The 20,523-nt window shown below is 63.5% G+C and carries 24 protein-coding genes; 10 read left to right on the top strand and 14 right to left on the bottom strand.

Features of this window, described 5'->3' with window-relative positions; all coding sequences use genetic code 11:
* The first annotated feature begins 41 nt into the window (after positions 1 to 41).
* Positions 42 to 440 (top strand): hypothetical protein, encoded by a 399-nt coding sequence (locus QZ613_RS18350; protein WP_291983474.1) that lies wholly within the window; start codon positions 42 to 44, stop codon positions 438 to 440.
* 86 nt (positions 441 to 526) lie between these two features.
* On the opposite strand, the gene QZ613_RS18345 is transcribed toward QZ613_RS18350, so the two are convergent.
* From QZ613_RS18345 to QZ613_RS18310, 8 genes are all read right to left on the bottom strand, one after another.
* Positions 527 to 1,462 carry a carbohydrate kinase family protein gene (locus tag QZ613_RS18345; protein ID WP_043562613.1) on the bottom strand — a complete coding sequence of 312 codons (936 nt, stop codon included), beginning with the start codon at positions 1,460 to 1,462 and terminating at the stop codon, positions 527 to 529.
* Positions 1,463 to 1,509: 47 nt separating this feature from the next.
* Positions 1,510 to 2,634, bottom strand: coding sequence for a DUF3426 domain-containing protein (locus tag QZ613_RS18340; protein ID WP_043562614.1), 1,125 nt, complete (start codon positions 2,632 to 2,634; stop codon positions 1,510 to 1,512).
* Between the two features lie 3 nt (positions 2,635 to 2,637).
* Positions 2,638 to 3,528, bottom strand: coding sequence for a 50S ribosomal protein L11 methyltransferase (prmA, locus tag QZ613_RS18335; RefSeq protein WP_043562615.1), 891 nt, complete (start codon positions 3,526 to 3,528; stop codon positions 2,638 to 2,640).
* 16 nt (positions 3,529 to 3,544) lie between these two features.
* Positions 3,545 to 4,909 (bottom strand): acetyl-CoA carboxylase biotin carboxylase subunit, encoded by a 1,365-nt coding sequence (gene accC, locus QZ613_RS18330; RefSeq protein ID WP_043562617.1) that lies wholly within the window; start codon positions 4,907 to 4,909, stop codon positions 3,545 to 3,547.
* 15 nt (positions 4,910 to 4,924) lie between these two features.
* Entirely contained in the window at positions 4,925 to 5,380 is a 456-nt protein-coding gene (gene accB / locus QZ613_RS18325; protein ID WP_291983472.1) for an acetyl-CoA carboxylase biotin carboxyl carrier protein, read from the bottom strand.
* A 73-nt stretch (positions 5,381 to 5,453) separates the two neighbouring features.
* Complete coding sequence (gene aroQ / locus QZ613_RS18320) at positions 5,454 to 5,945, bottom strand: type II 3-dehydroquinate dehydratase (RefSeq protein ID WP_043562621.1); 492 nt, start codon at positions 5,943 to 5,945, stop codon at positions 5,454 to 5,456.
* A gap of 47 nt (positions 5,946 to 5,992) precedes the next feature.
* Positions 5,993 to 6,544: a TlpA disulfide reductase family protein gene (locus QZ613_RS18315; RefSeq protein WP_291983470.1), complete on the bottom strand. Its 552-nt coding sequence runs from the start codon at positions 6,542 to 6,544 to the stop codon at positions 5,993 to 5,995.
* Positions 6,541 to 7,149: a hypothetical protein gene (locus tag QZ613_RS18310; RefSeq protein WP_291983468.1), complete on the bottom strand. Its 609-nt coding sequence runs from the start codon at positions 7,147 to 7,149 to the stop codon at positions 6,541 to 6,543. The genes QZ613_RS18315 and QZ613_RS18310 overlap by 4 nt, the downstream gene beginning before the upstream one ends.
* Before the next feature lie 130 nt (positions 7,150 to 7,279).
* Here QZ613_RS18310 and mpl point away from each other — a divergent pair, with 130 nt between their 5' ends.
* Positions 7,280 to 8,638: a UDP-N-acetylmuramate:L-alanyl-gamma-D-glutamyl-meso-diaminopimelate ligase gene (gene mpl / locus QZ613_RS18305; RefSeq protein WP_291983467.1), complete on the top strand. Its 1,359-nt coding sequence runs from the start codon at positions 7,280 to 7,282 to the stop codon at positions 8,636 to 8,638.
* 4 nt (positions 8,639 to 8,642) lie between these two features.
* On the opposite strand, the gene cyoE is transcribed toward mpl, so the two are convergent.
* The 3 genes from cyoE to QZ613_RS18290 form a co-directional block, all read right to left on the bottom strand.
* A complete protein-coding gene (gene cyoE / locus QZ613_RS18300; protein WP_043562627.1) occupies positions 8,643 to 9,539 on the bottom strand; it encodes a heme o synthase in 897 nt (298 codons plus the stop codon).
* A 195-nt stretch (positions 9,540 to 9,734) separates the two neighbouring features.
* Positions 9,735 to 10,085, bottom strand: coding sequence for a cytochrome c oxidase subunit II transmembrane domain-containing protein (locus tag QZ613_RS18295; RefSeq protein ID WP_291868039.1), 351 nt, complete (start codon positions 10,083 to 10,085; stop codon positions 9,735 to 9,737).
* Between the two features lie 16 nt (positions 10,086 to 10,101).
* The gene (locus QZ613_RS18290; protein ID WP_291983466.1) at positions 10,102 to 10,590 is read right to left on the bottom strand and encodes a DUF2244 domain-containing protein; all 489 of its coding nucleotides are present in this window, start codon (positions 10,588 to 10,590) and stop codon (positions 10,102 to 10,104) included.
* Positions 10,591 to 11,057: 467 nt separating this feature from the next.
* On the opposite strand from QZ613_RS18290, the gene coxB reads away from it, so the two are divergent.
* From coxB to QZ613_RS18260, 6 genes are read left to right on the top strand one after another with little or no spacing between them, the layout of a single operon-like run.
* Positions 11,058 to 12,215, top strand: coding sequence for a cytochrome c oxidase subunit II (gene coxB, locus QZ613_RS18285; RefSeq protein ID WP_291868045.1), 1,158 nt, complete (start codon positions 11,058 to 11,060; stop codon positions 12,213 to 12,215).
* Positions 12,216 to 12,246: 31 nt separating this feature from the next.
* Positions 12,247 to 13,857 (top strand): cytochrome c oxidase subunit I, encoded by a 1,611-nt coding sequence (gene ctaD / locus QZ613_RS18280; protein WP_043562636.1) that lies wholly within the window; start codon positions 12,247 to 12,249, stop codon positions 13,855 to 13,857.
* The gene (locus QZ613_RS18275; RefSeq protein ID WP_291868050.1) at positions 13,854 to 13,970 is read left to right on the top strand and encodes a cytochrome oxidase small assembly protein; all 117 of its coding nucleotides are present in this window, start codon (positions 13,854 to 13,856) and stop codon (positions 13,968 to 13,970) included. Before ctaD ends, QZ613_RS18275 begins: the two co-directional genes overlap by 4 nt.
* Positions 13,967 to 14,536, top strand: a complete 570-nt coding sequence (locus QZ613_RS18270) for a cytochrome c oxidase assembly protein (protein WP_291868053.1) — start codon at positions 13,967 to 13,969, stop codon at positions 14,534 to 14,536. The genes QZ613_RS18275 and QZ613_RS18270 overlap by 4 nt, the downstream gene beginning before the upstream one ends.
* Before the next feature lie 3 nt (positions 14,537 to 14,539).
* Positions 14,540 to 14,752: a DUF2970 domain-containing protein gene (locus QZ613_RS18265; RefSeq protein WP_043562638.1), complete on the top strand. Its 213-nt coding sequence runs from the start codon at positions 14,540 to 14,542 to the stop codon at positions 14,750 to 14,752.
* Positions 14,753 to 14,811: 59 nt separating this feature from the next.
* Positions 14,812 to 15,666 carry a cytochrome c oxidase subunit 3 gene (locus tag QZ613_RS18260; RefSeq protein ID WP_043562640.1) on the top strand — a complete coding sequence of 285 codons (855 nt, stop codon included), beginning with the start codon at positions 14,812 to 14,814 and terminating at the stop codon, positions 15,664 to 15,666.
* Between the two features lie 61 nt (positions 15,667 to 15,727).
* On the opposite strand, the gene QZ613_RS18255 is transcribed toward QZ613_RS18260, so the two are convergent.
* Positions 15,728 to 15,928, bottom strand: a complete 201-nt coding sequence (locus QZ613_RS18255) for a twin transmembrane helix small protein (RefSeq protein ID WP_291868057.1) — start codon at positions 15,926 to 15,928, stop codon at positions 15,728 to 15,730.
* 77 nt (positions 15,929 to 16,005) lie between these two features.
* Here QZ613_RS18255 and QZ613_RS18250 point away from each other — a divergent pair, with 77 nt between their 5' ends.
* The gene (locus QZ613_RS18250; RefSeq protein WP_291868060.1) at positions 16,006 to 16,704 is read left to right on the top strand and encodes an SURF1 family protein; all 699 of its coding nucleotides are present in this window, start codon (positions 16,006 to 16,008) and stop codon (positions 16,702 to 16,704) included.
* The gene (locus QZ613_RS18245; RefSeq protein ID WP_043562778.1) at positions 16,701 to 17,327 is read left to right on the top strand and encodes a hypothetical protein; all 627 of its coding nucleotides are present in this window, start codon (positions 16,701 to 16,703) and stop codon (positions 17,325 to 17,327) included. Before QZ613_RS18250 ends, QZ613_RS18245 begins: the two co-directional genes overlap by 4 nt.
* 97 nt (positions 17,328 to 17,424) lie before the next feature.
* Here QZ613_RS18245 and QZ613_RS18240 read toward each other — a convergent pair whose 3' ends face one another.
* Both QZ613_RS18240 and ggt read right to left on the bottom strand, forming a co-directional pair.
* The gene (locus tag QZ613_RS18240; RefSeq protein ID WP_291983463.1) at positions 17,425 to 18,621 is read right to left on the bottom strand and encodes a DUF1615 domain-containing protein; all 1,197 of its coding nucleotides are present in this window, start codon (positions 18,619 to 18,621) and stop codon (positions 17,425 to 17,427) included.
* Positions 18,622 to 18,698: 77 nt separating this feature from the next.
* Positions 18,699 to 20,498 carry a gamma-glutamyltransferase gene (gene ggt / locus QZ613_RS18235; RefSeq protein ID WP_291983461.1) on the bottom strand — a complete coding sequence of 600 codons (1,800 nt, stop codon included), beginning with the start codon at positions 20,496 to 20,498 and terminating at the stop codon, positions 18,699 to 18,701.
* Positions 20,499 to 20,523 lie beyond the last annotated feature (25 nt).

The raw sequence follows: 20,523 nt of genomic DNA, 5'->3' as shown, positions 1-20,523 counted from the left end.
ATGCTCTTTCCCGTCTCCTTTTCACGATTCGAGGTTTACGCGTGCCAGTTCATCGCCCGCTCATCGTCAGCATCGCCATTCTGCCGATCGTCCTCGCCGGCTGCGCGCTCTTCGAGCAGCGGCCGCCGTCGGTTGTTGCCGCCGCGCAACCAGGTATCACCAGCGAGGGCGGGCAACTGCAGATTCCCCTCGGCAGCGGGGTCTACTTCTGTGAACTCGGGCGCAGCGTCCTGGTCCGGCGCAATGAAAAAAACACCCGCATGATCGAGCTGGACTGGCAGGGCAAGCGGCGCACCTTGCTGCGCTACGACTCGAGCTCGGGCCTGCCTCGCTACGAGGATCGGCAGAATGGTCTGCTGTGGATCGATCTGCCCTGGAAGAGCGTCTTGATGAACGCCAGGACCGGCCAGCCGCTGGCCAACGAGTGCAAGCTGAGTTAGGCGTTTTGTGTTGGCGCGCCGGGATGGGCGATCAGACCGCAGCGGGCCGAGGCGCTGAAATCACATGCCCCGTCGCTGCCGTTGGCTTACCAGGGGCGACTGCCAAAAGCGCTGGCGAAATGATCGGCGATCTCGTTGCGTGTCGGGCGATGGTTCTGTCCGCCACGATGGGCGATCTTGATCGCCCCCATCACGGCGGCAAGCTGACCCGTTTTCTGCCAGTCCCAGCCGGCGCCAATACCGTAGAGCAGCCCTGAGCGGTAGGCATCCCCGCAACCGGTGGGATCGACGACGGCAGTGGCCTGGACAGCCGGGATTTCGTGGCAAAGGCCTTTGGCGTAGATGCGCGAGCCTTCGCCACCGAGGGTCACGACCAGCGCGTCGACCTCGTCGGCCAGTCGTTCGATCGATCGATCGGTGCGGTCACAGAGCAGCTTCGCCTCGTAATCGTTGAAACAGGCGTAGCTGGCGAGCTTCATGAAGCCCATCAGGTCCTCGCCGGAGAACATCGGCAGCCCCTGGCCGGGATCGAAAACGAAGGGGACGCCAGCCGCCGCGAGGTCCTGCGCGTGCTGCAGCATGCCGTCGCGTCCGTCCGGTGCGACGATTCCGAGGGTCGCTCCAGGCACATCGGCGACGTGATTGAGGTGCGAGTAGGTCATCGCGCCGGGGTGGAAGGCGGTGATCTGGTTGTCGTCGAGGTCGGTGGTGATGAAAGCCTGGGCGGTGAAGCTGCCGGCAATGCGGCGCACGTGCGCCCGCGACAAGCCAAGATCGTCCAGGCGCAGCAGATAGGGGTCGGCGTCGTCACCGACCGTGGCCATGATCAGGGGTTCGCCATTGAGCAGCTTGAGGTTGTAGGCGATGTTGCCGGCGCAGCCACCGAACTCGCGCCGCATCTCGGGAACCAGGAACGCGACATTGAGGATGTGAATCTGCTCGGGCAGGATGTGGTTCTTGAAACGATCATGGAAGACCATGATGTTATCGAAGGCGATTGAGCCGCAAATGAGTGTCGACATTGACTTTCCGGGGAGTTACATCGGGATGAGGGAATGATGGGCAAGGCTTACGGATAGAAGACGTAAAGCCGGTAGCCGGCGGCCTTGACCTCACTGGCGTCCAGCCACAGGCGAACTTCGACGTCGGCGTTGGCGGCGAACGATTTTTCGGCAAGCTGTGCCGGCGCGAGGTACTCGTCGGCCATGAAAACGCGGCGCACGATGGGCTTGTCGGCGCTGTCGGTGAGCGTCAGTTCGATCGCCGGGTACGCCTGCGCATAGCTGGCCCGGTTGCGCAGGGTCGCCTGGAGCACGAGTTGCTTGTTTCGTCCCGGTTCGCTCTGCAGATCCGAGGCTTCGATACTGACCAGATCGACGTGACGCGGCAGCGGGATGTCGGTGCCCAAAGCGGCGCTCAGCGCGGCCAGTGCCGGTCGTGTGCTGGGTGTGGTGAGGGCGATCACCCCGCGGAAATGAAAGATCGTCTGGCCGATCAGGGTCAGGACCAGGAGGACGATGACGATCACGAAGGGCGCGGCCGGCGCCTTGCCGGCGACCGGCGGCGCGGGCTGGCTGATGGCGCCTTCCAGCCAGCGATCGTAACCCGGCAGGTCCTTTTTTTCACGCGGCAGGAGCCCGTGCTCGGCGTCGTGGATGGCGTCCCTTTCCGTGCCGTTCGCCACTCGCCCGGTGGCCATTGGCGGCGAATCGGTTGGCGGGCTGACGCGCATGCTGTCCGCAAGGCTTTCGCGAGCGCCCTCGGGAATCGCATGGTGCGTACTGTCGGCGACAGTGTCGAGGGTGTAGGCAGCAAGGTAAGGCTCGGCGCGACCGGAAGGCTCGGCGTCGGCGGGTGCGTGTTCGTCGTCCTCCCCGCTCGCGGTCTCGGCGGCGTCGATGTCCTCGCGCAGCAGCGCGGCGACGGCGGGGGCCGCCTCGTCCGCGCTGTCCGACCGCGGCGGTGTTTCCGCTTGCGGCGGGGTTTCCGTGTGCAGTGGCGTTGCCGACTCGAGCGGGACATCCGGCGCCGTCGCTGGCGGCGCAGCGACGACCGGTTCAGCGTCGTCGAGCAGGCTGTCGAGAGCGTTGAACACCCGTCGACACTGCCCGCAGCGGACCTTCCCGGCACGCGCCTTGAGTTGCTCCGGGGTTACGCGAAAAATCGTCTGGCAGCCCGGGCAGCAGGTTTTCATCGGCTAGTCCTTCACGCCGGCGAGGCATACCCAGCCATCGCGCGTGTCGGCAACGCGCAGCGGCAGGTAGGGCGCGTAGGCAGCGACAAGCTGATCGCTCTGCTCGGCGAGGATCCCCGACAGCGCCAGGCGACCGCCGCGACGTACGTGGCCACAGATCGCTGGTGCCAGAACCTTCAGCGGGTTGGCCAGGATGTTGGCGACGACGATGTCGAACTGCCCCTTCACTTCGCGTTCCGAGTCCTGGAAGCGGACGGCGACACCGTTGCGCTCGGCGTTGCTGACCGACGCGGCCACCGCCTGTGGGTCGATGTCCACTCCCAGCACATCGCTGGCCCCGAGTCTGGCCGCGGCGATGGCCAGGATGCCCGAACCGCAACCGTAGTCGAGGACCGAGACTGCCGGCGCAATGCAGTTTTCGAGCCACTCCAGGCACAACCGGGTCGTGGGGTGCGAACCGGTGCCGAAGGCCATCCCGGGATCGAGGACCAGAACGATGGCCTGCGGATCGGGCGCGTCGTGCCACGACGGAACGATCCACAAACGCTCGGAGACGCGAATCGGTTCGAACTGCGCCTGGGTGACCTGCACCCAGTCCTGCTCGGCGATCTCCTCCTCGGCAAAGGCAGGTGCCTGGTCGAGGCCGGCTCGCGCCGCACAGAGGCTGACCAGTCGCGTGCTATCGGTGTCTGGCTTGAGCAGGGCGACCACGCGCGAGCGCTCCCATCCCGGCCGGGTCATCGAACCGGGCTCGCCAAATTGCGGCGTCTCGTCGACGGTGCCGGCGTCGGCATCCTCGATGCTCGCTGCCAGCGCCCCTTCCTCAAGGAGCGCATCGGCCAGGGCCTCGGCGTGCAGGCAGTCGGTTTGGATACTGAGGGATAGCCAGGCCATCGCTGATCGGCGCCGCTCAGGCGCCCTTGTTGAGTTCGTTCTTGGCGGCCAGCCGCTGTTCGAGATAGTGAATGCTGGTGCCACCTTCCATGAAGCGGGCATCATGCATCAGTTCCTGATGAAGGGCGATGTTGGTCTTGATGCCTTCGATACTCATTTCCGACAGTGCGGTGCGCATGCGGCGAATCGCTTGATCGCGAGTGTCACCGTAGGCAATCACCTTGGCGACCATCGAATCGTAGTGTGATGGCACGGTGTAGCCCTGATAAATATGCGAGTCCACGCGGATGCCGGGTCCGCCGGGGGGGTGGTAGAAGGTGATCTTGCCGGGCGAAGGAACAAAGGTGAACGGGTCTTCGGCGTTGATTCGGCATTCGATGGCGTGGCCGCTGAAAGCCAGATCCCGCTGTTTGAAGCGCAGCCGTTCGCCGTCGGCAATACGGATCTGCTCGGCGACCAGATCGACGCCACTGATCAGTTCGGTGACCGGATGTTCGACCTGAATGCGCGTGTTCATCTCGATGAAATAGAACTCGCCATTCTCGTAGAGGAATTCGAAGGTTCCCGCACCGCGATAGTTGATGCGTCGACAGGCTTCGGCACAACGCTCACCAATGCGCGCGATGTGGCGGGCGGCAATTCCCGGAGCAGGAGCCTCCTCGATGATCTTCTGGTGGCGGCGCTGCATCGAGCAATCACGCTCGCCGAGAAAGACCGCATTGCGAAAACTGTCGGCGAGCACCTGGATCTCGACGTGGCGCGGGTTTTCCAGGTACTTTTCGAGATAAACCTGTGGATTGCTGAAGAAATTCTGCGCTTCGCTACGGGTCATGGTCACCGCGTTGACCAGCGCTGCTTCGGTGTGTACGACGCGCATGCCGCGCCCGCCACCGCCACCCGCCGCCTTGATGATGACCGGGTAGCCGACTTCCTTGGCCAGGCGCAGGATTTCCTTGGGGTCTTCGGGCAGCACGCCCAGCGATCCGGGGACGCAGGGAACCCCGGCGGCGCGCATGGCCTCCTTGGCAGAGACCTTGTCGCCCATCAGGCGGATAGTCTCCGGACGGGGGCCGATGAAAACGAAGCCCGAGGACTCCACCCGCTCGGCAAAGTCCGCGTTTTCGGAGAGAAAGCCATAGCCGGGGTGAATGGCTTCGGAATCCGTGACTTCGGCCGCCGAAATGATCGACGGGATGTTGAGGTAGCTCAGCGCCGAAGGTGGCGGACCGATGCAGACCGATTCATCAGCGAGTCTGACGTACTTGGCTTCGCGATCGGCTTCCGAGTGAACGACCACTGTCTTGATGCCGAGTTCGCGACAGGCACGCTGGATACGCAGGGCGATTTCGCCGCGATTGGCGATAAGGACTTTCCCGAACATGACGGAAGATTCTCCCTAGCCGATGACGAATAGCGGCTCGCCGTATTCGACTGGCTCGCCATTCTCGACCAGAATGGCCATCACCGTACCCGCGTGATCGGCTTCGATCTCGTTGAGCAATTTCATTGCCTCAATGATGCAGAGCGTGTCGCCGGTTTTGACGACGCTGCCCAGCCGGACGAAGGGCTCGCCGCCTGGACTGGCTGAGTGGTAAAAAGTGCCGACCATCGGCGCCTTGACGACGTCGCCGTCCGGCAGTTGCGGTCCGTCGGATGCCGTGACGGCGACCGTTGCCGGCGCGGCGGCCATCATCTGGGTCGGCGTGGCCATGGTCATGGCGTAGGCTTGATGAGCCATGGCACCACCATGTTTCACGATGCGCACCCTCTCTTCGGCGTCATTGATCTCGAGTTCGGTGATACTCGACTCCTCGACGAGATCAATCAGTTTCTTTAACTTGCGCAGATCCATTAATTCTCTCCGGATGAACATACTCGTTCGCGGCCAGGGGCCACGAGCGCCAGACAACGTATTGCTCGAAGGCTCACTCAGCTGAAACCTTGCTCAGTAGGTATTCGAGCGCCAGCAGATAACCCTCGCTGCCAAGGCCGGTGATGACGCCAATCGCCAGATCGGAGAAGTACGAATGGTGGCGGAAAGCTTCGCGCGCGTGCACATTGGAGAGGTGGACTTCGATAAAGGGAATGCCGGTTCCTGCAATCGCGTCGCGCAGGGCGACGCTGGTGTGCGTGTAGGCCGCTGGGTTGACGATCATGTAGCTGACGCCTTGCTGGCCCGCGGCGTGCACACGTTCGATCAGTGCGCCTTCATGATTGCTCTGGAACGACTCCAGGTTGACGCCGGCAGCCTCGGCGCGCTTGGCCAGGGCCAAATTGATTTCGGCGAGAGTGGTCGATCCGTAGTGCTTGGGTTCTCGCGTGCCGAGGAGGTTGAGATTGGGCCCGTGCAGGACGAGCAGGTGCGGACTGAGCGGTTCTTTGTCGGTTTCCGCGGTGTGGGTCTTTTGCTTCTTCATGGCTGCAAGTTTGCCGCAAATGGGCGCATTTTGTCCAGCAACTGTCTTCAGCGGGCGGTCAATTTGCGCAGGAAATCGTCGAGTTCGCTTTCCGCCAAGGGCCCCAGTCGAAGGAGACGCCCGGCGCCGTCCTGATCGAGAACGATGGTGTAGGGCAGACTGAGCGACGAATTGCCGAACTGGCCTGCCAGCTCAACACCTTTGGCGCCACCCATCAACAGCGGGTAGGCGACCGGATGGCGTTCGGAGAAGTCGCGAACGCTGTCGGCCGAATCCAGCGCGATACCGACAAATTGCACCCCGTTAGCCGCATATGCCCGCTGTAGTCGCGAAAAAGCCGGCATCTCCTCTCGACAGGGGGGGCACCAGGTGGCCCAGAAATTGACCACCAGAGTCTTGCCGCGCCATTGTGAAAGTGGCTGCGGCAGACCGTTCTCGTCGTCGAGCGTGGTGGCGAACAGGTGCGCGACGGCGTCGGGCGGGACAGCTGCAAAAGCCCGCTGGACGGTGCTCGAGTGCTGCGTTGCGTTGTAGATGGCTGCCAGTAAGGCGATGATAGCGGCAAGGAGCCCAATCAGGAAACCGCGCCCTCTGCTCATGCTGCGGGCCTGCCGTTGCCGGCCAGTAGTTGCTGCACCGCCGCCAGGCGCGCGCGCTCGCGGACCCGGCCGTCGCGTGTCTTGAAGCTCACGCGCTCGTCGTCGCGTGGGTAGACCACCAGGTTGGCGACCGCATCGTCAATGAGCAGGGTCAGCACTGCTTCTGCGCGATCGGTACGCGGCGGGCTGTGGCGGTAGTTGATACGCTCGTTGAGGAGGAAGATCTCGACGTCCTTGGCGCTGTCGGCGAAGAGCTGAATGTCGATCTCGGCGTAACGGCCGGCAGTGCCGTCAAGCACCGAACCGCTGAGGTAGGGGTTGAAGCGCTGCACGGCGGTCATCAGCCGCGCCGCGATTCCCAACAGGTGCAGGCGCCTCGCCTGCTGTTCGTCTTCCTGGAAGAGGCGCTGGTAGGTTCGCAGTTCGGCCTCGACTTCGGCATCGTCGGGCATCGCGGCGCTGTCCGGCAAGCCGAGGCTGCGCGCCGCCTTGCGTTTGGCCAACGCCGCCGAGTTGATGCCGTCCTCGGCCATCAGACGTGCTGCGAGGCTGGCGATGCGGCTGCGCTGCTGTGGGGCGCGCTGGCGATCCTGTCGGCTGCTCATCAAAGCTTTCCGGTGGCGCGTGGTGGTGTCGAAGGGCAAGCTGGGGTCGTCCGGGCAGGCCAGGAAGGCAGGCCTGCGGGCGGGGTACAATCGCGTCTTCTGCGCAGCAATTCTAACTTGGATCGGCCAAATGCATATTCATATCCTCGGCATCTGTGGCACCTTCATGGGGGGGCTTGCCCAGCTGGCGCGGGCCGCCGGGCACCGCGTAACCGGCTGCGACAGCAGCGTTTACCCACCGATGAGCAGGCAGCTCGAAGCGGCACAGATCGAGCTCGTCGAAGGCTACGATGCGGCACAGGTCGCTTTCGAACCCGATTGTTACCTGGTTGGCAACGCCATTTCCCGCACCAACCCGCTGCTCGAGGAGATCCTCGACCGTGGCTTGCCCTACGTCTCTGGGCCGCAATGGTTGGCCGAGCACGTGCTGCATGGACGCTGGGTACTGGCCGTCGCCGGGACGCACGGCAAGACCACGACCGCCGCCATGCTGGCGTGGATTCTCGAGCAGGCCGGCCTGAGCCCCGGCTTCCTGATCGGGGGGGTGCCGCTGAACTTCGGCGTTTCGGCACGCCTGTCCGGCGACGACAGCGACTCGCCGTTCTTCGTGATTGAAGCAGACGAATACGATAGCGCCTTTTGCGACAAGCGATCGAAGTTCATTCACTACTCCCCGCGAACGACGATCCTGAACAACCTTGAGTTCGATCATGCCGACATCTTCGCTGATCTGGCGGCGATCGAGACGCAGTTCCACCATCTGGTGCGTACTCTGCCGGGCAATGGCCTGCTCCTGACGAATGCCGCCGAGGCCAGTCTGGAGCGCGTCCTGGCGCGCGGCTGCTGGACCCCGGTCGAACGCTTCAACGATGCGCAAGGCTGGCGTGTCGAGGGCGACGACGCAGACGGTTCACTGCAGTTGTGGCAGGGCGAGCAACTGATTGGTTGCACGCAATGGGCGCTGAGCGGCGCGCACAACCGGCTCAACGCGCTGGCCGCCCTGCTCGCGGCCAGACATGTCGGGGTGTCTTTCGCTCAGGGCCTGGCGGCGCTGGCGACGTTCGAGAATGTCAAACGACGCATGGAGCTGCGCGGTACTGTCCGCGGCGTCGAGGTCTATGACGATTTTGCGCACCATCCGACGGCGATCGCGACCACTCTCGCCGGTTTGCGGCACAAGGTCGGCCGGGCGCGCATCCTGGCCGTTCTCGAACCGCGTTCGAACACCATGAAGCTGGGGATCATGAAGGCACTGCTGCCAGGCAGCCTGGCCGACGCCGACGAGGTCTTCTGCTACGCGGCGAATCTTGGCTGGGACGTTGCGGAGGCGCTCGTTCCGCTGGGCGAAAAAGCGATCGTCGAGAACGATCTGGAGCAGCTGGTGGGGCGGATTGCGGGCGCTGCAAGCGCCGGCGACCAGATTCTCGTGATGAGCAACGGCGGTTTTGGCGGCATTCACGAGAAGCTGCTGGCCGCGCTCGCGGCCTGAGCGATCAGCGCAGGAAATGATCGGCGAGCAGTGCCGCGAAGAGCAGGGTCAGATAGATGATCGAATAGCGAAACGTCAGCCTGGCCAGCTTGTCGCTGTAGTCCCGCCAGAGGGTGACACTGTAGAGGAGGAAGATGCCGTCGAGAATCAGAGCTGCCGCCAGATACCAGGGACCACTCATGCCAAGCGTGTAGGGCACGATGGTTGCGCCGGTGAGCATCACCACGTAAAGCAGGCTGTGCAGGCAGGTCAGGCGGATGCCGTGGGTGACCGGCAGCATAGGCAGACCCGACTTGGCGTACTCGGCGCAGCGGTAACAGGCCAGGGCCCAGAAGTGCGGTGGCGTCCAGATGAAGATGATCAGAAACAGGACCAGCGCTTCGGCGCCGACCTGGCCGGTGATCGCCGCCCAGCCGAGTAGCGGGGGCATGGCGCCGGAGGCGCCGCCGATGACGATGTTCATCGGCGTCGCCGGTTTCAGCACCACGGTGTAGATCACCGCATAGCCGAAAAAGGTGGCCAGCGTCAGCCACATGGTGAGCGGATTGACGAAGGCGTGCAGAATCCACAATCCCAGGCCGCCGACCACGGTTGCCAGGGTCAGTGTTTCGCGTGCCGAAACCTCGCCCCGCGCGGTCGGTCGGGCACGCGTTCGCGCCATGCGAGCATCAATCTCCTGCTCGATCAGGCAGTTGATTGCGGCGGCCGCGCCAGCGACCAGGGCGATGCCGACCGAGGCGGCGACAAAAAGCCCGAACGGCGGGAACGATGGCGCCGCCAGAAACATGCCGATCATCGCGGTGAACACGATCAGGCTGTTGACCCGCGGCTTGCACAACTCGAAGAAAGCCCCCAGGCGCTGCCCGGGCGAACGCCGGGAGCTGGTGCTGATCACTGCCATATCGCTTTCCTGTCGCTTCTTTGTTTCATCGTCTCAACCCCTGCTTCCGCGCAAGCTGGCAACTTCCGAGGATTTCTGAATAAGCGCACGCCGCAGCGCTGGCGAATGATGCCATCCCCGCGGGAATCAGTCACCTGCACGCGCGATGTGGTCTTTGTTTGACGACGATCACTTCTTTCCAGGCTGCGCGGTGGTTCAGCCGGCAAAGTGGAGGCTGATCAGAATGTAGTCGACGAAAAGCAAGATGGCGAACGGCACCATCGCCCACAGCCACTGCACCGTTCCGGTCGGCCCCGAGAACGTGCTCGCCTGATTGCCGGCGCCCTTCCGGTGCTTGGCCATCGAGTAGATGGTGATCGCAAAAATCGTCACGAAGAGCACGGTAAGCATGACCAGAACATAGCCGTGCATGGCCGACGGCTCGTGGCTCGCAGTGGCGGAGAAAGCGGTGTCGGCAGTCGACTCGGCGCGTGCCAGCGCCGGCGCCGCTGCGGCAAGCAGGCCCGACCATAAGACGTTCGCGCGTTGACAGAAACGATGAGGCATCTTCAAAACGCTCTCCTCAGGGAGTTTTCTCGGGCCGAGCGGCGCCCAGGTTCTTCTTCAGCTCGTTGCCGAGCACCCACTTCTGTTCTTCCGTCAGCCAGCGGCCAACTTCGACTTCCTTGCCATGCGAGCGGATCAGCAGGCGGCGCTGCTGTCCCGGAGTCCGATCGAACTGCAGCTGCGCCCAGTACGGATGAAAGGCATGGCGTTGCCACCGCGCGCCGCAACGTGTCTCGATCGTCAAGCGTTCCGCTTCAAGGGTGATCCTCTCGAAGTCGTCGGCGCTGGCGTCGATTTGCCGTAGAGCCCACCACAGCAGACAGAGCTCGAGTCCGGTAAAGGGAAGTACCGGCCAGGCGCCGAAATACGAGAAAGCGATTGCGATGGCACCCGACCAGGTCGCCGTGACACGAAACAGCCACTTGCGTTCGACCACGGAAAGCGAGCAGTCCCGGCGGGCCTCCCAGGTTTGCGCTGCCGGTGTCTGTGCCGCAACCAAGCTCATCGATTCCTCCTGCATGCTCAGACCCCGCGAGCGGCTCGGCTGGGCTTGACACAGATCAAGGGATCTAGCGCGAAATTCTAACACGGGGCCCGGCGCGCTTGGCAAGGTGGGCAGGCAACTGCATGATTATATGTACCTTCACTTGGCGTTGCGCCGCCTCGCGGCGGCTGCGCCTGGGCATTCCGCGCATTCGCCGGGTGGCCCTCGGCGGGGGCTTCCGGTCGAACCGGGGGCCAGTCTTGGGGTGCGTCACGGGCCGTGGCGACTAAGGCTTCGTGACTGGCCCCGGCATTTTTTTCGCTTGAACATTGATCCACATCAAGTGGAGTGTGTTAACCTCCGCGGTTGGTGAAAAACTGGAACGGAGCCCGCGCGGGCTCTTTTTGGCACGTTTTCGAGAACGTCAGGGGCTGGCGCCGATGTTCTGCCGCACGGCAGGCGCGGTACCTTGCGGGGAAAGGGAGAAGATGGCACGAAACTCAAACAGCAATCGTCTACGAAGCGGTTCTAGCGGACGCTTCTTTGCCGCATTGCTCGGCTTGTTCAGCGGCGCGGCGAACGCAGCCTGGGAGCTTAATCTGCAGGAACCAGCCACCGCTGTCGCGCGCCGCGTCTACGAGCTGCACAGTCTTTTGTTGTGGGTGATCGTCGTCATTTTTGTCGGCGTTTTTGCAGTCGTTGCCTACTCGCTCGTTTATCACCGCAAGTCGAAGGGTCACAAGGCGGCAACTTTCCACGACAACACCACCGTCGAACTGGCGTGGACGATCGTGCCGGCGCTGATCCTGGTGGCGATAGCCTTTCCGGCGACATCGGCCCTGGTCGACATGCGCGACACCTCGGAGCCCGATCTGACGGTCAAGGTCACTGGCTATCAGTGGAAATGGGGCTACGAATACCTCACTGGTGACGCCGCCGGCGTCAAGTACATGAGCGTGCTGTCGACGCCGCGCGAGCAGATTGAGAACAAGGCCCCCAAGGGCGAGCACTATCTGCTGGAAGTCGATCGCCCGCTGGTGGTGCCGGTCGGCAAGAAGGTGCGCATTCTGACGACGGCCAACGACGTGATTCACAACTGGTCGGTGCCGGCGTTCGCCGTCAAGACCGACGCCGTGCCGGGCTTCCTGCGCGACACCTGGTTCCGAGCCGACAAGGAAGGCACCTACCGCGGTCAATGTTCCGAGCTTTGCGGCAAGGACCACGGCTTCATGCCGGTGGTCGTCGAGGTCGTTTCCGCGGAAAAGTACGCGGCCTGGGCTGGTGAGCAGAAGCAGCAGATGGTTGCGGTTGCCGAGGATCCGAACAAGGTCTGGACGCTTGACGAACAGCTTGCCCTTGGTGAGAAGGTTTACACCACCAACTGTGCCGCCTGTCACCAGGCGACCGGCGAGGGATTGCCGCCGGCGTTCCCGGCGCTCGACGGCTCGGCAGTTGCCAAGGGGCCACGAGCGGCGCATGTCGAGATGGTTCTCAAGGGCAAGGCTGGTACCGCCATGGCCGCCTTTGGAGAACAGTTGAGCGACACCGATATCGCCGCCGTTGTCGCTTACGAGCGCAACGCATGGAGCAACAAGCTCGGTGAAGTCATCCAGCCCGCCGAAGTCAAGGCGCTTCGCGGCAAGTAATCGCGCCACAGGCCATCAGGAGAATCTGATTATGCAAGCCACGTCACACACCGGTTACGCCGGCCACCACGACCACGATAGCCACGGGCACCCGACGGGTTGGAAGCGCTGGGTGACCACGACCAACCACAAGGACATCGGTTCAATGTACCTGTGGTTCAGTTTCGTGATGTTCCTCGTTGGCGGCGCGATGTCGCTGATCATCCGCGCCGAGCTGTTCACGCCGGGGCTGCAGTACGTGTCGCCCGAGTTCTACAACCAGATGCTCACGCTGCACGCGCTGATCATGGTCTTCGGTGCGATCATGCCGGCCTTCGTCGGCTTCGCCAACTGGATGATCCCGATGATGATCGGGGCTTCGGACATGGCCTTCGCACGGATGAACAACTGGAGTTTCTGGTTGTTGCCGCCGGCCGCGATTCTGTTGACCGCGTCGATCTTCGTTCCCGGCGGCGCCGCCGGTACCGGCTGGACCCTGTACCCGCCCCTGTCGATCCAGATGGGCATGGGCATGGACATGGCCATTTTTGCGGTGCACATCCTCGGCATGTCGTCGATCATGGGTTCGATCAACATCGTCACCACCATCCTCAACATGCGCACTCCCGGCATGACGCTGATGAAGATGCCCCTGTTCTGCTGGACCTGGCTGGTCACGGCCTTTCTGCTCATCGCCTCGATGCCCATCTTGGCCGGCGCGGTGACCATGCTGCTGACCGACCGCCACTTCGGCACCAGCTTCTTCAGCGCTGCCGGTGGCGGTGATCCGGTGCTCTTTCAGCATATCTTCTGGTTCTTTGGCCACCCGGAGGTGTACATCATCGCCTTGCCGGCCTTTGGCGTCGTTTCGCATGTGATTCCGGCTTTCTCGCGCAAGCCGCTGTTCGGCTACGTCTCGATGGTCTACGCGATTGCTGCGATCGGACTGATTTCGTTCTTCGTCTGGGCGCACCACATGTACGTCACCGGCATCCCGCTCACCGGCCAGCTGTACTTCATGTACGCGACGATGCTGATCGCGGTGCCGACCGGGGTGAAGGTGTTCAACTGGGTCACCACCATGTGGCGAGGCTCGCTGACCTTTGAGACGCCAATGCTGTTTGCCCTCGGTTTCCTGGTGTTGTTCACCATCGGCGGCCTGACCGGACTGGTGCTGGCAATGACCGCGGTGGACATCCAGTTGCAGGACACCTATTACGTCGTCGCCCACTTCCACTACGTGATGGTCGCAGGCGCGCTCTTCTCCGCCTACGCCGGCCTGTACTTCTGGCTACCGAAGTGGACCGGCCACATGTACAACGAAACCCTCGGCAAGTGGCACTTCTGGCTGTCGATGATCTTCTTCAACATCGCCTTCTTCCCGCAGCACTTTCTCGGCCTGGCCGGGATGCCGCGACGGATTCCGGACTATGCGCAGCAGTTTGCCGACTTCAACGTCATTTCCGGCATCGGCGCCTTCGGCTTCGGCTTCAGCCAGTTGCTGGTCCTGGTGATCGTCGTCCAGACAGTCAGGGGCGGCGCTCGTGCCGCGAGTCGGCCCTGGGATGGGGCGCACGGGCTGGAATGGACGGTGCCCTCGCCGGCGCCTTACCACACCTTTGAAGATCCGCCGCATTTTGACCAGGCCGAGGCGCACGGATGACGAGTGACCCGTCACGTAATCAGGGCAACCGGCGCATCGCGATCGGTCTGGCTCTGTTCGCGGCCGCCGTGTTTCTGAGCTACATCATCCGCCAGTGGATGGGCAACACGTGAACCCTGCGTTGCACCCGCCAGCGTCGGCGACTGCCCAGTCGCCGGCGCGCTCCGGGAAGAACCTGCGCCTGGCGCTGATCCTGCTGGCGATAGTGGTTGGGAGCCTGCTCTTCGTGTCGGTGCAGCCGGGCCTGTACCGGGCTTTCTGTGAGTGGACCGGGCTGTATGACATCGATCGCGCGCAGGAAGTCGCCGCATCGGCGATTCCGGGTCGTCCGATCACGCTGCAGTTCGATGCCAACAGCCATGACGGAGCCTTGCTTTTCCGCCCCGAGACGACCGTCCTGTCTGCCAAGACCGGCGACATCATGCACGTGGTTTATCGGGTCGAGAACACGCTTGACCGCACGGTGGTCGGTCAGGCGGTCCCCAGTTACGGGCCGCAGTATGCGGGTAACTACGTGAAGAAGCTGGATTGCTTTTGCTTCAAGCAGCAGACTTTTGCGCCGCGCGAAGTGCGTGAAATGCCGGTCGTCTTCTTCCTGGATACCAGGCTGCCCGAAGAGGTCAATACGGTCACGCTTTCATATACGTTTTTCGAGGTGCCGGTGGAAAGCCGGAAGTGAGCGATGGCGCTACGCGATACCCCGACGGGGAAAGGCCAACGCTTCAGTACCATCCGCACGGTTGCCTGGGCTCTTCTGGGCGTACGCGGACACAAGCCGCACGAGCACGACGTAGCACCCTTGTCGCCGTTGCAGATTTTGATCACCGCATTGGTTTTCATGCTGATCTTTGTGCTCGTGCTGGTGAGCGTCGCAATTTACATCAGCCGTCAGTGATCGGACGCATCAACGAAGTAACCGGGTAACAACGATAATATGATCTGGAGGAAGTCAAGATGAGTCACCCCGCATCCGCAAGCCGCTATTTTGTTCCCCAGCCGTCGTACTGGCCGCTGGTGGGCTCGTGCGCATTGCTCCTGCTGGCTAGCGGCGCCGTGCTGATGATGAATTCGGTGGCCAACGGCGGTTTCGTCGTGCTGGCGGGCTTTGCCGTCCTGACGACCATGCTCTTCGGCTGGTTTGGGCGGGTGATCGGCGAGTCCGAGGGCCAGCGTTACAACCTGCAGGTCGATCGTTCGTTTCGCTGGGCAATGTCCTGGTTCATTTTTTCCGAGGTGATGTTTTTCGTCGCCTTTTTTGGTGCCCTTTTCTATATTCGCGTACTGTCGATTCCCGACCTGGCCAGTCCGGCGCAGGCCGCGCTGTGGGAAGGGTTCCAGAATTCGTGGCCAAGTGCGGGACCCGCGGCGACCGATCCCTTTTCGAAGATGCACGCCTGGGGAATTCCGGCGATCAATACGCTGCTGTTGCTGACTTCCGGTGCCACGCTGACCTGGGCGCACTGGGGGCTGGTTGCCGAGAAGCGCTCGCAGCTGATTATCGGGCTGGTGCTGACCATCGCGCTGGGTGTGCTCTTTCTTGGCTTGCAGGTCTTCGAGTACGCCGAAGCCTACGGCCACATGAACCTGAAGATGACCACCGGCGTTTACGGGTCGACCTTCTTCATGCTTACCGGCTTCCACGGTTTCCACGTCACTCTCGGAGTGACGATGCTGACGGTGATTCTGTTCCGAGTACTGAAGGGCCACTTCACTGCCGAGCGTCATTTCGCCTTCGAGGGGGTTGCCTGGTACTGGCACTTCGTCGACGTCGTCTGGCTCGGTCTGTTCATCGTCATCTACTGGCTGTAGAAGCGGGATTGCCGATTGCAGGGATCGCGGCGCACACAGGGTGCGCCGCTGCACCCGCAAGTCACATCAGGCGCTCGCCAATCCAGCCAAATCGCTGCGAGGCGATGAGCAGCGCAAACAGCATAAACGACAGGCCGACGCGCAGCGAGAGCGCCTTCACGGCGCGGGTCTTTCCCTGGCCCTGGTCGCGATAGATGAACACCAGGGCACTGCCAAGACTGGCGACTATCGTAATCAGCATCAGCGCAACGATGATGTGCATCGCATTTCCTCCAGAAAGCTCGCAGTCTACCGGACTAGCGACCTCATAGGACCCCGGGCTGGGCCAAGCGTTCTCCAATGCCGATTTTCCCGTTCAAGCGTCGTATCGTACGCCTGCTGCTGGTCAGCCTGGTGGTTCTCGCCTGCCTGGCCATGGCGCGCTTCCAGCTCTGGCGCGCGGAAACCCGTGGTGAGCGCTTCGAACGCGAGCAGGCCGCGCTGATCGCGGCGCCAATCGCCTTGTCGGCGGGGCAGCGACACGGCGACGAGCTGATCGATAGAGCAGCGACGGCGCGCGGCCATTGGCTGGCGGACAAGGTGCTGTTTCTGGACAACAAGATCAATCGTAGCCGACCGGGCTACCATGTCCTGACGCCCTTGCAGTTGTCGGGTAGCGACACCGTCGTGCTCGTCAATCGCGGCTGGATAGCCGCGCCGCGGCTGCGCTCCGATAGTCCGTCCGTGGTGACGCCGGCCGGCGAGGTCGAAGTCGTCGGGGTGACCCGCGGCTTCGAGACGCGGATTTTCGAGCTCCAGCGAAGCGAGCCCGAAGGGCCACTCTGGCAACACGTGCGCGAAGCCGATTACCGTCAGCGCAGCGGTCTCGACGCACTGCCGGTGATCCTCCTGCAGACGGGCGGAGAAGGCGATGGCCTGGCCCGTGACTGGGGCAGTGCGGATAATCCCGGGACGAAACACTATGGCTACGCGGCCATGTGGCTGGTTTTCGCTCTCATGGCCGTTGCCTACGGCTTCCTTGCATGGCAGAACAAATGAAAACACCGCAACAGACGATAGGGCCGCTCGAAGGCGCTACCCCTCCCACCCTCACCCCCGCCGGCATGCGCGCCCGGCAGCGCAAGGGTCGATTGACGCTGCTCGCCGTCGTTGCGGTATGTGTGTTGCCTCTTCTCGCCGCCCTGTACTTTCGCTTCGTTTCGCCCCCCGAGGCTGCGGCGATGGTCGGTCAGCCGCTGGCAGAGCCGGTGCAGCTGCCTTTTGAGATGCTGCAGCGCTGGGACGGCGCGGTCATCGAGCATCCTGAAGTCAGCGGCAGGTGGCTGGCGATTTTCGCGGCCCCTGGCGCCTGCGATGAACGTTGCCAACACACGCTCTACCTGACCCGCCAGGCGCGGACGGCGCAGGGGCGAAACATGGCGCGCCTGGAACGGCTGTGGCTGATTACCGATGGCACCGCACCGGCGACCGAGCTGCTCGCGGCACACCCGGATCTGGTGCTCGTCAAGGCCAGCGATGAGAAGGTCCTCGCGCTTCTCGGGGGAGCCGACGCGCGCAAGATAAATCTCGTAGACCGGCGGGGTTTCCTCGTCTTTCGCTACCCGGACGACGCCGAGCCAAAGGGCTTCATCCGCGAACTCGGAAAACTGATCAAGTTCTGAGTCATCGCTCCCGGTGTGCATGGGGTGGCTTGCTTCCCGGCCGGGAGCTTGCCTGCCGAAGTGAGCCGCGCCGCGCGTGGCCGCTTGGCGGCTTGAGTCAGCTCTCGTCCTTGCTTCGCTCGAGACAGCTTCGGTAGCGGTCGTCGACCCGCCTCGCGAACCACTCGGTGGTCAGCTGGCGGGTGATCTTCGGACTTTTCAGTTCGATGCGGGGGAGCAATTCGCGCGGCCAGTTTTCCTGGCGCGTCGCGTCGGCAGTCGTGAACAAGCGGCGATAGAGCGTTGACTGCTCAAAGGCGAAGCTTTTCTCGAGTTTGAGATCGCGCTCGATCTCGGCCGCGCTGAGTTGCAGGCGGGGCCCCAAAGCGAGTAGCGCGCGCAGGGAGTCGCTGGATTCGCCGGCGGGCTTGCCATCCTTGTAGCGCAAGAGGTCGCCGTCGAGTTCCAGCCGCTGCCCGCCAAGGCCGGCGGCGGCGTTCTGGAAGGCAGCGTTACGGCTGCTGTAGCGGCCGGCGTTGAAGTCGGCAAAGCGGTAGATCATCTGGCTGTAACTGGTCGGGTAGTCGAGCAGGATGGCTACCCCGAAATAGACGCCGCCGCGGCGGCTGAACACCTCGTCCCGGACGCTGCCCTGGCGTGGGTAGGGGTAGGGCCGGTTCCGAAGGTGCTCCTCTGCAAAGTCGACGCTGACCTGCATCGGGCCCCCGGTGCGCACCGGGTTGTAGCCGGCGAACAGGGTCTTGCCGCCGGGAAGCTCCGAGATCATGTCGTCGTAAAGGGTGTTCATCTGCTTTTCGGTGCGCAGGGCGTCGATGCGCGCCTTGTAAGTGCTGCCGTCCGGTGATGACTTGCGCACCGCGAGGTCGAGTACGAGTTGCGGGATGGCGTATTTCTCGCGCCGCCGTTCGAGTTCCTTCCAGACGATGCGTGCCAGGCCGGGAACCGCAGGATCGGCCTGGAAGCTCGATTCCTGCGCGATGACCGACACCGCTGCACAGAGATTCTCGGGGGTTGGCGGAATGCGCAGCGCTGCAAAAGCGGCGAAGATATCCGTCGCCCAGCCGGCGCGATCAGCGATCTGCCGAGGCAGCAGGCGGTCGACCCGCGCCTGGCCTTCGCGGTTGCCAGGGTACGGTGCCCGCTGGGGCAGCGCCAACGGTGCGTCCGGCGCGGGCGTCGTCGGTAGCTTGCCTGGGGAGGGCGCCGGCGAGGGTTGCGCTTCGCGTGGCACGGGGGCTGGTCGCGATTCGTAGCCGCCCTCGGTCGCGCAGCCGGCGAGGGCGGCTGCGATCAACAGCAGGCATGCTGGAGTGTAGAGGGTTTGCCGACCTTCCCGGCAGCAGCGTGCGAGAAGCAGGACGCTCACCCTCCCTACTCGCCCATCACCCGGCCGTCACGGCGCGGATCGGCGCCGCCGAGGAAAGCGCCGCGCCGTTTCTGAATCGCCTGCAGGCCACTGCTCAATCCGACCTCCCGGACCGTGTGGCCTCTGGCCTGCAGGGCGGTGACAAAGTCGGGTGCAAAACGCTGCTCCTCGAGCAGGGTCGGGCCGTTCAGCGAACCAAAGTTGGGCAGGTTGATCGCTTCCTGGGGCGTCAGGCCCCAGTTGAGCGTCGCGTAAAGCAGCTTGGCGGTGTAGTTGATGATCATCGCTCCACCCGGCGACCCACCGCTCATCAGCAGCTCGCCGCTGGCGTTGTCGAATACCAGTGTCGGGCTCATCGACGAGCGTGGCCGTTTGCCGGGCTCGACGCGGTTGGCGATCGGCGTGCCGCTGCTGTCGCTGGGCAGGAAGGAAAAGTCGGTGAGTTCGTTGTTGAGCAGGAAGCCGCGCACCATCTGGCGCGCGCCAAAGGCGTCCTCGATGCTGCTGGTCATCGCCACGGCGTTGCCATAGGCGTCCACGACGCTGATATGTGAAGTGCCGTACTCGACCTGCTCCGGCATCGGTGCAAGTGTCGCCTTGAGCGGCGTCGGGGTGCCCGCCTTGGCGACCCCCATGCTCTGCGGACCGATCAGCCGCGCCCTTTCGGCCAGGTAGTCCGGCCGGATCAGCGACGCCCAACTGCCTGCCGGGGCGGCAACGAAGTCCGGGTCGGCAATATACTGGGCGCGATCGGCGAACGCCAGGCGTGCCGCCTCCGTGTAATAGTGCATCCACAGAGGATCTTCGAAGCGCAGGAACGGGGCGCGTGTGCGGTCGAGAATTCCCAGAATCTGGGCGATCGCGATCTCTCCCGAACTCGGTGGAGGGAAGCCACATATGCGGTAACTGCGCGGTGGCAACACTGCCCGCGGTTCGTAGATGGAGCACAGCGGCGCGCGCCGCTTTGCCTGGTAGCCGGCCATGTCGGCCAGGCTCAGGTAGCCCGGGTTATCCGGGTGCTGGCGCACCCGGTCGACAACCGCCTGTGCGACCTCGCCTTCGTAGAACGCCTTCGAGCCTTCGCTGGCGATCCTGCGCAGGACCGCCGCCAGTTCGTTATTGCGCAGGATCGTACCCACTGCGTGCGGCTCGCCATCCCGGTCATAGAAATACGGCCCTGCCTTGGGATCCTTGCGCAGGTCGCGCTCGCTTCTGAGCAGGGTGTACAGGCGAAGGCTGAGCGGGAAGCCATCCTCGGCGAGCGCTATCGCCGGCGCGAAGAGACGTGACCAGGGTAGCCGCCCGTACTCGGCGTGCGCCATTTCAAGCATCCGCACGGTACCCGGAACGCCGACCGCGCGGCCGCCGACCACCGCCTCGCGAAAGGCCATCGGTTTGCCGTCGGCGCGGGTGAACAGCGTTTCGCTGACCCCTGCTGGCGCCGTCTCACGGCCATCGAAAGCGGTGATTTCCCGACCATCGTAGTGCATCAGGAAAGCGCCGCCGCCAATGCCGCTCGACTGCGGTTCGACCAGTGTCAGGACCATCTGCGCGGCAATTGCCGCATCGACTGCCGAGCCGCCGGCCTGCAGGATCTCCAGCCCAGCGTCACTGGCCAGCGGATGGGCGGCGGCAATCGCGAAGTACTGCCCGCTCCAGCCGGGCTGCACGGTCGGCGCGGAGGTCCCTTCCGGTTGATGCACTCCGCTAGCGGCGGCGGCGCTGCTCGTGTGCGATGTCGTTGGGACCTGTGAACAGCCGGCGGCGAACAAGGCCGAGAGCAGAACGAAATAGGCAGGTTTCATGGTGGCAGCCGGGTGGACAGAACAG

Origin of the sequence: Candidatus Accumulibacter sp. ACC005 (assembly GCF_907163215.1) — a bacterium.
Taxonomy (GTDB): Bacteria; Pseudomonadota; Gammaproteobacteria; order Burkholderiales; family Rhodocyclaceae; genus Accumulibacter; species Accumulibacter regalis.
Note: the sequence above shows the minus strand (reverse complement) of the source record. Positions and strands in the feature narration are given on the sequence as shown.